The 13,036-nt window shown below is 55.3% G+C and carries 11 protein-coding genes; all 11 read right to left on the bottom strand.

Annotated features, from left to right (window positions below):
- Positions 1 to 176 precede the first annotated feature (176 nt).
- Positions 177 to 2,033 (bottom strand): GspE/PulE family protein, encoded by a 1,857-nt coding sequence (locus tag DV532_RS25675; protein WP_120715407.1) that lies wholly within the window; start codon positions 2,031 to 2,033, stop codon positions 177 to 179.
- Between the two features lie 162 nt (positions 2,034 to 2,195).
- Positions 2,196 to 3,026 carry a hypothetical protein gene (locus tag DV532_RS25680; protein ID WP_056799853.1) on the bottom strand — a complete coding sequence of 277 codons (831 nt, stop codon included), beginning with the start codon at positions 3,024 to 3,026 and terminating at the stop codon, positions 2,196 to 2,198.
- Between the two features lie 7 nt (positions 3,027 to 3,033).
- Positions 3,034 to 4,419, bottom strand: coding sequence for a type 4b pilus protein PilO2 (gene pilO2, locus DV532_RS25685; protein ID WP_056799850.1), 1,386 nt, complete (start codon positions 4,417 to 4,419; stop codon positions 3,034 to 3,036).
- Between the two features lie 9 nt (positions 4,420 to 4,428).
- Positions 4,429 to 6,069: a hypothetical protein gene (locus DV532_RS25690; protein WP_082476845.1), complete on the bottom strand. Its 1,641-nt coding sequence runs from the start codon at positions 6,067 to 6,069 to the stop codon at positions 4,429 to 4,431.
- A 15-nt stretch (positions 6,070 to 6,084) separates the two neighbouring features.
- Positions 6,085 to 6,936 carry a toxin co-regulated pilus biosynthesis Q family protein gene (locus tag DV532_RS25695; protein ID WP_056799845.1) on the bottom strand — a complete coding sequence of 284 codons (852 nt, stop codon included), beginning with the start codon at positions 6,934 to 6,936 and terminating at the stop codon, positions 6,085 to 6,087.
- 97 nt (positions 6,937 to 7,033) lie between these two features.
- On the bottom strand, positions 7,034 to 7,285 hold the full coding sequence (icmT, locus tag DV532_RS25700; RefSeq protein WP_056799842.1) for an IcmT/TraK family protein: 252 nt from the start codon (positions 7,283 to 7,285) through the stop codon (positions 7,034 to 7,036).
- A gap of 45 nt (positions 7,286 to 7,330) precedes the next feature.
- Complete coding sequence (locus tag DV532_RS25705) at positions 7,331 to 8,470, bottom strand: type IV pilus twitching motility protein PilT (protein WP_082476843.1); 1,140 nt, start codon at positions 8,468 to 8,470, stop codon at positions 7,331 to 7,333.
- 55 nt (positions 8,471 to 8,525) lie between these two features.
- Positions 8,526 to 9,425 carry a type IV secretory system conjugative DNA transfer family protein gene (locus tag DV532_RS25710; protein WP_056799835.1) on the bottom strand — a complete coding sequence of 300 codons (900 nt, stop codon included), beginning with the start codon at positions 9,423 to 9,425 and terminating at the stop codon, positions 8,526 to 8,528.
- A gap of 9 nt (positions 9,426 to 9,434) precedes the next feature.
- Positions 9,435 to 9,947, bottom strand: a complete 513-nt coding sequence (locus tag DV532_RS25715) for a DotD/TraH family lipoprotein (protein ID WP_056799832.1) — start codon at positions 9,945 to 9,947, stop codon at positions 9,435 to 9,437.
- Between the two features lie 67 nt (positions 9,948 to 10,014).
- Positions 10,015 to 10,197: a hypothetical protein gene (locus tag DV532_RS25720; RefSeq protein ID WP_120715408.1), complete on the bottom strand. Its 183-nt coding sequence runs from the start codon at positions 10,195 to 10,197 to the stop codon at positions 10,015 to 10,017.
- Between the two features lie 14 nt (positions 10,198 to 10,211).
- Complete coding sequence (locus DV532_RS25725) at positions 10,212 to 13,031, bottom strand: ATP-binding protein (RefSeq protein ID WP_162948991.1); 2,820 nt, start codon at positions 13,029 to 13,031, stop codon at positions 10,212 to 10,214.
- Between the last annotated feature and the right edge of the window lie 5 nt (positions 13,032 to 13,036).

Here is a 13,036-nt window from a genome sequence, read left to right on the forward strand (position 1 = left end):
CACCATGGGCATTAAGGCCTCTACCGGTCGCAGCGGGGTGGCAATTACGTCAGCGATCGCACTGGTAGGTGCATCGGGTTCCACGGGAGGGGATTTCTCCAGCGAGATGGCGGTTTCAGCGGGCTGGCCTGCCATGTGCGCAGGCAGAATCAGGGCGGGCGCTTCCGCTGGGCGGGTCACCGAGTCGGGCAGGATGAGTTCGTTGCTTGGCACGTAAATGCCACTCTCGCTTTCGACGACTCAGTCACCGACGAAGCATCGGTCAGTGTTTTTTCAATCCCGCTGATATGGACAAAATGGCGCACCGAAGCCTGCATTTCTTGCAAGGCAGAGATGCGATCAAGCTTGGTCTCGACATCACGCACATCCACCAAGCCCTGGATCAGCTTGTCAATGCCATGATGCAAGGCCACTTTTCCGCCTGTGTAGGCGTGGTACATGGCTGCGTCGATATCCTGGCGATCTCGGAAGGCCTTAAGCATGAATGCATCGGGCAGAATGACTTCCGACGCAACGGTACGGCCAACAACCCCTTTTTTGCACTTTGGGCAACCGTCGTAATTGCGGAAGCGGATGTTCTGCACCTGGTTGTTACCCAGGTGGCGATACAGCCGCACCACCAACTCTTCCTCCGCCTCAGATATGACCGTCTCTTTAAATGCGTCGATGGTGGTCGAGCAATGAGGGCAGACGACTGGCAACAATGCCTGATACATCAATGCCGTGACAAAGTTTTGGCTGCCTAACACATCGTCGGGAATGCCCTGGGAGCGCAAGCGTGCAATGATATCGATGCCACTGCCCGCGTGTGTGGTGGTATAGACTTGGTGACCCGATTGTACCGCGTGGATCAGCAGTTCTGCCGATGCATGGTCGCGAACCTCACCAACCATGATGATGTCCGGGTCGCTTCGCATGGTGGCACGTACAGCTGCAGCAAACGGGTTTTCTTTACTATCGCCGGATTTGGCCGCTGAGCGTGAACGCACAACCGGCACCTGTGTCGCACCGTTCAAAAGGTATTCAGGCGGATCCTCAACTGTGATGACTTTAATGCGACCATCGTGAGCAGCAATTTTCTCAGCAAGCATCGCATTGAGGGACGTCGACTTACCAGAACCGGTGGTGCCTGCCATGATAATCGCGCCAGTGGGTTTGGCCACTGCACGTCGCGTCTTGGTAAGTTGCTCTTTGTTGTACCCGAGTTTATCCAGGTGAATGTTTTCACCCGTCTGTCCCATCTTGAGCAAACGCATGATCATGTCGAAGCCCGAGGGATAGGCTGGCAATGTGGCAAGACGCACGCGAATCCGTACACCATCGCCTAAGTCTCGATCGATGATAGCATCCTGGGGGCGAGAGGAATCGAACGCGGTGTCCTTCTCGTCAGCAATTACCATGTAAATTACGCCGGCCATGACGTTTGCATTGCGCACGGCCCATTGCTCAGGGTCGCCAAGGTCGCCATTGACCCGCATACGAATCTGGGCCTGATCGCGGCGAACCTCCATATGGATATCGCTCGCCCCTATTTTTACGGCGCGCAGCAACAGCTCATCGAAGCTTTTCTGTATTTCTGTCGCTGCTTTTTGCTGCTCTTCCAGGGAACGGCGCTGCTCAGTCAGCTCATAGATAATCTGCAGAATTTCTGGACGTGCAATGTGCTTGCTACGAGCCCGCACATAACCAAGGCGCTTGAGTCGATCAACGATCGCCATATACTCGTCGTCAACGCCTGCCCGCTTGATCACATCCAGCGTACAAATGACCTCGACCTGCTTGCTTTCCTGACTGACCAGCAGCACAGCATAATTTTTTTGCAGTTCGGGGCTTAGCGAAACGGGGCCGCCACTGATGGAAAGAACCGCAGAGTAGGGTGGAATGTCTTCTTTCTTGGATATGACCTTGTAGGGAGGCTCTCCACCGCGATTCTGAATTTCGGTGGGGCCACGCTCAGAGGCCTTCTGAGGTGCTGCAGTGACTTGTGCAGCCGGAGCAATGCTCTTAGGCTTATTCCTGCGAAAAAAATTCATCGCCAGCTCTCTTATTATTTTTCTACTGGCCAGGTATGTTCCCGGTTTTTGTCAATATACAGCAAAAGAGTTTCGATCTAAAGCACTAAAACCGCAAAAATGAAAAAGGCCAGCCGAATGTGCTCGGGCTGGCCTCTGGAGATCCGCACTCGGATTAACTGCTTATTGGGGGTAACTCACAGACGTGGGCGGGAAACCTGGGCTCATACCGTTAATGCCGTTGTATTGCACGGGACTTTTACCAGCATTCTTATCCACCTCGGTGAACGAACGGGCTTCCGCCTGTTTTTCGGTGGTCAACAAGACGGTACGCGACTTGCCCTTGTAGGAGAACACCGCGCCATTGTCGAGAACGCGATCCATCCTCACGCCATCCGTCACAATTTGACCCCGCTTAACCTTGACGATGCTGTTGTTGTAGTAGACCGTCACCACCTCTTCGCCGCTAAAGCCGTAGATCTGGGTGACATAAACCATTTCCAAGGGCGATTTAGGCTTCTGGGCCGCAGGTGCGGCGTTCTGCGTCGCCTGCTCGGCAGCCGCCTGGATTTCGCTTGGCAGCTTTTCGCCATTGAGCTTGCGGATTTCGCTCTGCGTGCGGGCTTTTTCCTGGTTGATTTTCAAAATTTCAAGCTCGGCCTGGGCTTGCTCGCGTTGGCGGTTGAGCTCATCGAGTTTTTTCGAGTTTTTTTCCGAGGTTTGCAGCTCCTGCTGTTGCTCGGGAGTCGTCTTGCTGTAGAGCGTGGCTGGCGCCAGCTCTTCAGCCTTCAATGATTCCAGTGCAGCACCGCCGCTGACGACCACAGGGGCAGGTTTGGCCAGGGTCGGTACCGCCGCAGGATTGTCTGTGCTGACGGCCTGCACTTGAGGCGGAGGCGGTGGTGGTGGAGGCGGCAGGGAAGTGTCTGCACCGGAAACATCAGCGAAGCAATGGGCTGACGCGAGGGCGAAGATGGCGCCCGCAATCAGATTCTTCTTAAAGATAGTGTTCATCATTTCCTCATTCTTCGTACAAAGTGCCGGTGAGTTTCCATTTCACAGATGTTTGCGAACGGTTCAGTTCGATGGACTGAGGCAGGAAGTTTTCAGCTCGCTGCATCACACCCATCAGGACAGTAAATCGATCCAGGCTGTCGCCAGTAATCTCGAATTGGCGGGTCTTCATCACCAACTGGGCCATGTTCGTCATGGCGGGGTTTTTCAACCCCTCAATCGGTTGCTTGCGGTCTTTCTGCTGAGTAACCGTCGAGACAAAATCCAGCTTGTTGTTGAACAAATCAGTCGCAAAAGCCTGGTGGCCAATACCCTTGCTCCTGAGATAGCCAAGAATATCATCAACCCCACGCGACCCGAGCGAAATCTTGTGCCCGGTACGTGACTTACCCATTTCCGGAGTGAATGACATTGACACTTCGCTGCCGAAGGCTTCGCGCAGCAGCTGGGGTGTCCCATAGGACTGGCGCACCCAAAGCGCGGACATCTGGTTGCTGCTTTCGGCGTCGAAACGTACAGTTGCCAGCTGCCAGCCGTTGATGAAACGCGGCAGCTCCTTGTTCAGGAAATAAAACTGCTTGAGCGCTGGCAGGGTGTTCAGGTGGTTGAAGCTATCGCGCAACCAGGTGATTTCCTCTTGGCGTGCACGGCGCAACAACTCTTCATCTGTCGGGCCTTTCGCAATAACCTTCTCCACCGTCACTTGTGACTCGATTTTTCCCAGGTCAGCTTGATCCTGGGCAATCAAGGCATCGAGTTCACGCTGCTTCTGGATTTCCTGATACTTCCAAAAACCCCCCATCAAGGCCACAACCGCAACCAGCGCCGCCCCCAGGTACACAGCACTCGGAATGCCAATCAGGTTCCGGATCTTGGCACTCTCACCTGGGCTTTCTTCCGCCAAAGCGTCCAAAGGGCTCTGGTTAGTGAGGTTGGACAGGCCAAAGGTGTCAACATCGAGCTCCATGGCCACTGACGATTGCATCAGTAACTTCATGTATTCCAGGGATATCTCCTGGGATAACTCCTGAAACAGCGACTTGATTTCCGTGCTGGAGGCGATGGTATCAAAGCCCGGCAAGACCCGACCGTCCTGGGCTACGCACAGCCAGTAGCTGTCATCGCCGAGTTTCTCGATCGAGATAAACGACTGATGATGGGTGGCCAGGTGCCCCGCCGCCGAGTAGAAGACCCCCTTGAGCTTCTGGTGGGACAGGCCCACCTGATTCACCGTGCTGACGTCTTCAATTTCAATGGTGCGAAGCACGCCGAAGCGCACCCCGGCACTCTTAGCCTTTACCTTCGCGGCCAGGTTCACGTCCTTACCGGTCAGTGGAACCCACTCAAGACCGGTAATGAAACGCTTACCCCCTACATCAAAGATGCGCTCCATGGGTGCCCCTTATTTTTGCAAGATGTAGGGGGTGAGTACGATCATAGTCATAACCTTTTTCTTGCCCCCTGCCTGGGAGCCACCGAGCATCCAGGTTCTGCGCCCAAACATCGATTCGATGGTGGACTTGTTGGACGTTTGCTCCAACCCGGCAATCATCAGCGGTTGACCGCTTCTTACGGTGACCAGCTGGTTGTACTTGTTGGTGGAGCGGTTTGGCGTTTGAATCTGAGCCCCGCCGTCCAAGCCGTAGGCGTCGATCGAGTTCAGGCGCGAAGAATCCATCGCCAGTTTCATCTGCACCCGCCCCTCGGAGTTGATCCGGGGGATGATTGTCATCGAGAAGCCCTGGCTGGTTTTACCGGGTTTAAGCGTAGCCAGGTTCGAGTCAGAGGCAGTGTCCGAGCTCGCGCCAGCTGTCTCGATCTGCACCTCGGCGAGGTAGCCAATTTCATCCAACTGCTGGAAGGGGGTGGGCTCACCGTTTTGGGCATAAATCGTCGAGCTGGTGACCTGGGTCACGTTCTTGTTGGTGCGCAGCAGCTTCATCGCGGCTTTGGAGTCGCCCGAGAATTTGTTGTCCGAAGCGCTGTCATGACCACCACGGGAGAAGGTCAGGGTGTCATCGGAAATGCCCAGTTTCAGATCGCCCCAGTCGTACAGCGCGGACAGCTGCGGGTCAAACTCGCCATTTTCGTCCGACGAAATCTCGTAGATCTCGGTCTTGATCGCGACCTGTTTGCTGGCGATGGCGTTTTGAGTCTTGATGTAGTTATCGACGCGCCTCAATACCTGAGGAGTGTCAGTAACCGTCATGTTGCCAGTCGACTCGGCAATGGCGATCGAACCACCCGAGCTGAGCATGGACTGCACGCCACTTTGCACCGCCTTGAACGCAGAGTCGGTCTTGATGGTCGACTTGACCGTGTGTACCGAGTCCGACGTCGAGGAGCTTTCAGAGCTGGAGCCGTTAGTCGACAGGTCGGATTTGATTTCCGATTCGAACTCCACCCCGCCTGGCGCGACATCCAGGATGAAGGTTTTGGTTTCGTAGCGACGCAGCACGATCTCGCCGTTTTCATGCTTCCAGAACAGCCCGGCCTTGGTCGCCACCAAGTCCAGAAGCCCGGCTGCAGTACCTTTGTAGTTGAGGGTAAAGGTGATCTTGGATCCCGCCTCGGTGCCGGCATTCATGGCCTTGAAGATGCTTTCTTCGTTCATGGACGGCGGTGGCACACCCAGGCCTGAAGCGGCTGCATCCGCAGAGCGGTCTTCCTTCTTCGCCGCCACCACGCCATTCGTGTAGTCGATGGCGTCCTGGGTCATGATGATCTTCACGCCCAGGTCATTGCTGATCATGCTGATGATGTCTGACGCGGAGATCGGGTCGAGTTGCTTGACCGATACTATACGCTTGAGCACTGCCGGCGCATTTTCTTCCTGGGAGACATGGAACGGGTCACCGCCCAGCCAGATGCCATCCGTTTCATCAACGGAGCTCGCTTTCATCTTGCGCGCATCAGTGACAGAAGACTTCAGGTCGCGCATGTCCTGACGGCCTTGGTCATAGGATTTATCCACAACCGTACAACCTGCTGACAACGTCGCGGCAGCCAGTGCTGATAAGCTGAAAATCTTCTTGAGCATCATGGATACATCCCTCAATTAATAGGCTTCGGTATCAGTCATCGGAGTGCCCGGCTGATGCTCTGGGCTGTATCCGGCTTCGGTGATGACCACTACGTTGTTGCCACGATAGAAACGGCCTGTCAGCGGCGTCTGGCGATCGGCTGTCGCACTTAACACACGGTCAAGCACGCCACCTTTGCCTGCAAACGGGCCAACCAGGGTGGCGGTATGGTCGATGGGGTAGTTCATTTCGGTTTTCGACCAGTCGATCTGCCAGTTTGCCTTGGCAGCCCAGTCGTTGAGATTTTCGCGCAACGACTTGCCGGCCTTCAGCGTCCACACCTGGGAACCGGGCTGGGCGAGTTTTTGTGCCATGTCGGCAGTGCGAGATACCGAAATGCGCTTGGCTTGCTCATTGACCGCAATGACCAGGCGGTTGTTTTTCGAAATCTGGTCAAGCGCATCGCGCCAGTTGGCTGCGTCACGCCAGGAAACAGGGGTGTTTTCAGTGCCTGGTTCGAAAACAATCGACCACGACTTGCTGTTCGGCACTAGATTTTCAAGAGCGGCGAACAACGGCACATTCTTGCCGAACGACATTTCCCCGGTGCGCTTGGTCGACTCCATCTCGAATTTGCCATGCACGGTTGAGGTGCCCACCACTTTCTGGGTGGCAGGCGCGGGTACCGGTACGGCTGGCGCAGGGTTATACGGCACGGGCGCCTTGGTCAGATCGGTGAAAGAGGGCGCTGGAGCCGGAACGTCAGCGGGCTTTTGGTAGGTTACGCTGTCCCGCACGACGGGGGAGATGTAAAGCTCAGCGTGCACTGCGTTTGAGCATGCCGCACCGATGAGCGCAGCCGTCAGAAGTTTCAGCTTGCGGGGCATTGTGAATGTCCTCTTATCTTTAATTGCTGTAGTTTATTATCAATATTGAAAATTGCATAGCTGTTTATGCCATATATTGGTCAGAAAACCAATATCCTCATAAAGCCATTGGTCGCCGCCAGGGCGAGCGAATCTGCCGCCGTTTGCCGACGATCCATCGACGGAAAATGCGCATCATCATTGAGATGGTGATGCCACGACGAGCCAGCATCCAAAGGAACAGGATTGCAACGAGAAGGATGTACGCCGTCCACACCCGTGGGTGAATCATCCACAGGAGAATAGGGTAAACCGCTTGCGCGTCGATGGGGCCCAGCTTGGGTCTTCGGGTGATGTAATGGGCAGGCATGGCGTAATCCTAAAATACAGCGGGCCCTTAGTGACCCGCACTCGGTCAACCCAGGTTTTTCTTAATTGCTTTGTAGTTCATCCGCATGCGCTTGATGACTTCCTCGGAAATGATGCCATCGCGGTACTTGGACTCGGCATCTTCAATCATCGGACGCCCCCTGGAATCGAGCAGTTTGAACGCCGCCGAGGCGATGTTGTCGGACTCCATCATCCTGTCCTTGTCGTCCTGATCAAGAATCATGACCTCGCGAATGGCCGTACGTTTGCCATCAATGGTTGGAATCAAACGCTGAGCCACAATCATTTTCATGGGCTGGAGAACATCAAGACGCGCTTGCTGTTGCATCTCCTTGGGGTACACGTAGACCAGGCGCTGGAAGGTCTCAGGCACATTGTTGGCGTGAACCGTGGAAAAAACCCCGTGCCCAGTCATCGCCGCTTCCAGGGAGGCTTGCACGGTCTCAAGGTCACGGGACTCACCCACCAGAATCACATTGGGCGCCATACGAAGCGAGTTGACGACGCCATCATGAAAACCTGACACGTCGTTGCCGACTTGCAGCTGGGTCACCAGTGAGTTGGTTTTTTCGATTGCGTCGTACACGAACTCAATCGGATGCTCGATAGTCACCAGGTTGGTATGGCTGTTTGGCCCTTCGATGCGGTCGCGAAGAATGGACGCCAGCAAGGTTGATTTGCCATTGCCTGTGGCGCCCACCACCAGCACCAGACCCTGATCGAGCGCCCGCGTCACTTCGATGATTTCTTTCTCAACCCCGTAGACTTCCCAGTGGGGCGGGGTGGTGGGGATGGTGCGCAGGGTTATGGTCATGCTCTTACGACCATTGCGCAGGCAGCCAACTGCGTTGAGACGGAAGCGGTAGCGATTGCGCTCGCCACTCTCCTCGCGGTAAAACTCATGCGCATCGTTGATCGGCTGTGCAGCTCCGAGCATGGAAGGGGCATTGGTGTTGTACAGCGCAATGATCAGGTCGCGGGCTTCGTTGTCGGTCAGTCGACGGTTGGTCAACTTCACTTTCCGACCGTAGCGAGAAACCCAGATTTCACCCGAACCGATGATGAAGAGGTCTGACCCTCCCATCTGCACCATCTGATACAACAGCTCGTTGACATGTTCCGCCGAGTTCATGCGCGGCGGAACTGGGACTATGAAGTCCTCCATGTACATCCCCTTTTATTATTTTTGTTGGGGTTTAAAGGCGTTTGGTACTGCGGCGTCACTTGCCCTGGTTGATGGCGCGAACCTCATCAGGGGTGCGGTAGCCGCCACGTGGATCCAGATCCAGCGGCACCCATTGCTTTTCATTTCCGTTGAACGAGGCTGGTGCGGTAATCGCAAAAGTTCGCTGGTTCAGGTGCATACGATCACCCGAATTGACACGACCCGTGTACTGCGAGGCGACGTAGGAGGGCTCGATCTTGCGCTCTTTGACCAGCCTGAGATAGCGAATCATGCCGTTGATATCTGAGCCGAGGTTTCGAATGCGAGAAGTCATTTCAGCATTCGCCTGAAGCACGCCAGATTCCCAACCTTCCGAAATCCAGTCCGACCACAGCTGCTGCTCCTGCGGTGTTTTTGGGAGCAAAGCCCCCACGGGTTTCGACACATCCACCGGCAAATCAATCAGCAGATACTCGCGCCAATCCGGTGGGGCTGTCACCAACCGCTCCTTTTTGACAATGTCATAGTACTTGCCGGACACCTTGATGCGGTTGTTGTCGTCGGAATGTGCTGTGACATCGTTGGATTCATGAATGACCGGTGGCAGGAAATACAGGGACTTCTCGCCTGGTGCCGCCAGGCGCATCAAGTCCTTGAATGGAAACTGCATGTCCCAAGTCTTGGACTCTGAGCTGAGCTGCTTACGCAGCTTGTTCATCTCCGCAACGTAACCGTTCTGGGCGCCCACTGCCATTGCTGCCTCACGCATCGCTTCGTGGCGTTTGTTGGCAAGATCATCCTCGCCGGCAAGCGGCATGTCTTTGTAGTAGTGAAGCGATTGCAGCTCTTGAAGACTGGAGTTGTCGTACTGAACGCCAGGTGTTAACTCATCGGCATTGGCGGCAGGAACCGCTACGCCGATCGCCAGGGCCAGCAGCAGGGGCTTGAACATCATGCGAGCCTCTTAGTTTTTGTAAACCAGGTTGATCACGTTCGCCTGCTCAAGCACTTCCACGCGAATGGATGATCCAGACTGAACACCAAGCTCACGCAAGGCATCGTTGAGCGGCTGGTTGACAATGTTGATGGTGGCCCACGGTTCGTTGGGCATGTTGACGCTAGGCTTGCGGAACTTGTAGCCGGCCATCTTGGCCAGGGCTTCGGCGGTCTTGGTGACCGTGCCGGTGTAAGAGAAACTCGCTATGCGCTCGAAGCTCTTGGGAACATGGGTGGACTGAAAGTACATCTGGGCATGCTGCTCCTTGGTCAAGGAAGGCGCATTCACGGCGTCATTGACCTTGGCCAGCAGGCGCAGCTCATCACGGGTTTCAATGGCGACAGCCCTGAGTTCATCAAGTGGATTCACAGGGGGCGTCACCAGAACATTGGTGGAACGCGCCGTCTGGTTGCTGGCGCAGCCCCCAAGGGTCACGCTCAACGCCAGTACGCTCAGAGCAAGGGAAAATTTACGGTTCATGAAATCACCTGTGTCGTGGACATATGCTTGCCCTCAATCAATATACGCTATATTAGGTTAGTAAGGGTTACTTGACAACCGGCATCTTGGCCGCATCAATCAGCTCGCGATAATCCTTCATCAGTCTCACAACCAATACGTCGAATATCGTTTGATCCTCTTCAAAATCCACTACATCAAGCGAGTTCTCCGACATAATTTGCTGGATATCGGCCTTCGCTGAACCGTTCGGGTAAGCGGCGGTCAACACCTTCAGCGCGTTGTTCAGGCCAATCTTAAACGTAGGCGGCGACGCAGGGACACGTCTTGTGGCACGGTGGTATAGGCCCAGATTTCACTCCCGCCCAGGGTCAGTCTCAATACTTGCTCAATGCGAGGCGCCGTTTCACTTTTCAGGGCTCCAAGGTAGAGCATACTGGAGCCTTCGACGCCTGGGCCTGTGAGCCAGCGGTTCATGTGTTTGATCGCATCATTGGAAGGCCTGAAACGCGCCTTGATTTCATCCAGCGTAGTTTCGGCAATACCCTTAGACAAGATAATCGTGTTGTTGATCAGCTGAATCAGGTCTTCAGGGAAGTCACTGAGCAACTGAGAGAGGAGCGTGACGTGTACGTCATATTTTCGCCCTTCACGAATGTCGACAATGGCCTGCTTGCGAATCATCGGCACAGCGGTGGTACGGTGGAATTCGTCCATGCAGAGTTTTTTCGGCACAGACTCGTCCTTTTCGATAACCCGTCTGTGGTAATCGCGGAAATGATGAGGGATTTCCGGGAGGGTAAATTCCGCCTTGCGGTAATAATCTTTGCAGATGATCTGACGACCCAGCAGGTACATCACCGCCGTACGTTTTTCTGCTTGGGCGGAACCATCCTTGGCCACACTCATCAGGTCAATGGAGATGATTCGCGCCTCACCAATACTGAACACGGTTGGCTGGGAGAGGATAGGGTAGTCATTGACCGCCGAAATGATCATCACTTTGAGGTAGTTGATCAGCGTTTCATCGCCAACCATGGAAGACCCGAACACATCGCGGATGGTGGTCTCTTGCGACAGCACTGTGGTGGCATCATTGAGGGTCGGCACCGCATAGCGCTGCGCCTGGCTCGCATCGTTAAACAGACCTTCGTCAAAAAGCAGCCGGCTGACTTTCCACCAGGATTCACCACCCATCAAGCGGATATTGTTGTTTCGGAGGGCCTCGTCGATCAACTCATCCATGCCCGCTTCGTAGGGCTGCGGGTACTTGTCTTCGGAGAAGTAGTCGTACATCGCGTCAACCAGACTGGAGATCAGCTCCGGCATCCGATCCACCGGCTCCTTGCGGCCTGCCGGAGTGGTCAGCAGCGTCATCATGTTGACCACGTATTCGCGATCCACACTCAGGGGTTTTTGGCAGCCCAGTGGTGTGTCAAAGAAGTTCACCGCGTAATCACGGGTCATTTCCAGGCGGAATGCCTGGGCCAGATGCTTGAGGTGCGGTGGCAAGGAGTCCTTCACCAGCTCCACGAACATTGCCGAGGAAAAGCCGATGTCGAGAATCCCGATACGTGGCAGCACTTCGTTGCCTGGGCGGGTGATAAGGCCCATGTTTGACGCGGCCAGGTAGAACGACTTGCCAAAGCCAGGCGGGGCAAACACAACTTCCATGTTGGCGGTCTGCAGGTCAGAGCCCGGCAAGAAGGGGAAGAGCTTCTCATCGATGGTGCGATACAGCATGGTGCCGTCCGACCACGGCGAAACAGGGCGGGTAATGGGGCTCATCACCAGCGCTTCCAGCACCTCCAGGGGGATGCGGGTCGCCAGGTGTTCTGCCGAGAATCCGGGCAACGTGTTGAACCACGCCTCGATCGCATCGCCGCGTTCCTCGACAACCTGGGTTTGCCCCCAGGATTCGACCGCCGTTTTCAGCTTGGAACGGTTGCGACGCACCTCCTCGATGTCACGCCCCCACGTGGAGAAGGTGATCTGAGCCGAGACCATCGTGCTCTCGATCGCGGTCTCCAGCAGCTCTTCGGCTGACTCACGGATCAACTTGTTTTCACTGGAGATGAATGCAATGAACGAGGCAAAGGTTTTACGCCGGGAGAGCAGCTGGCAGACCCTGTCATGCCCGGAGTCAATCACCAGCGACATCTGGTACGGTACATTACGATCGATGGAACTGAATAGCTCGGCAAACGGCTTGGCGTCCTGTGGTCGCTGGTCAACCATGATCGGAGCAATCTTCCAGTCGCCGAGATCGACCAGGGTGTTGTCCTCCGCCGCAATCTTCGGCTCCCTGGAAAACAGCTGCTGACCCACATCGGGGAACATGATGTGCGACATGTCAGTCTCGACCGGGGTGTCCTGCTCTAGGCGAGCAGCCATGCGATCACCCGGCAGATACGGTCTCCAGCTGTCACTAGTGTCATACTGGGTGATCTGACGGCGGATCTGGTGCAGGAATTCGTGGGTTTTCATCTTGCGCAGCGAAAGCTTCTCCTCCAGGCGCGAGATAATCTGGTTCACGAAACCGGTGTGCACCATGTCAATGCCGGGCACCTCGACATTCAACGACTGGCCGAATTCGCCTGGCTTGAGGTTGCCGTTCCTCTTAGCCTTCTCGGCACGCTCCTTTTTGGATCCTGCCAGGATATCCGGGTGGAGGGCACGCTCGGAGGTGGTGATCACCAAGAAGCAGGTTTCCAGGACGGTTTTTTTCTCCAGCTTGTCCGAACGCTCCTGCACCATCTGCTCCAAGTCCATGTTCAACGTGGCCAGTGTGCGAATAGCGCCCTGGATCGATTTGCGCAGGGCTTGCTTGGAATTCAGCGGATCCCGGCGAAAGACGAACTGGAGGCGATGTCCTGGTCGTTTCAGCGCAGACGAAAGTGAATCGACCAGTGAGTCGATGTGTGCACGGGTGGCGTCAGGCCCCATGATGCCGAATGTGCCCTTGATTTCGTAGGCAGTCATCAGGCCACCCTCACGGGTGACCATGGTGAAAGGGTCATTGGCCGTTTCGAACTGGCAATAATGATTGACGCTGCTCTTGAGCAGCTTGTTCATCCAGGAGGCAACAGTAAAGCTAAGGCTCATGGTCT

Source organism: Pseudomonas sp. Leaf58 (genome assembly GCF_003627215.1).
Lineage (GTDB): Bacteria > Pseudomonadota > Gammaproteobacteria > Pseudomonadales > Pseudomonadaceae > Aquipseudomonas.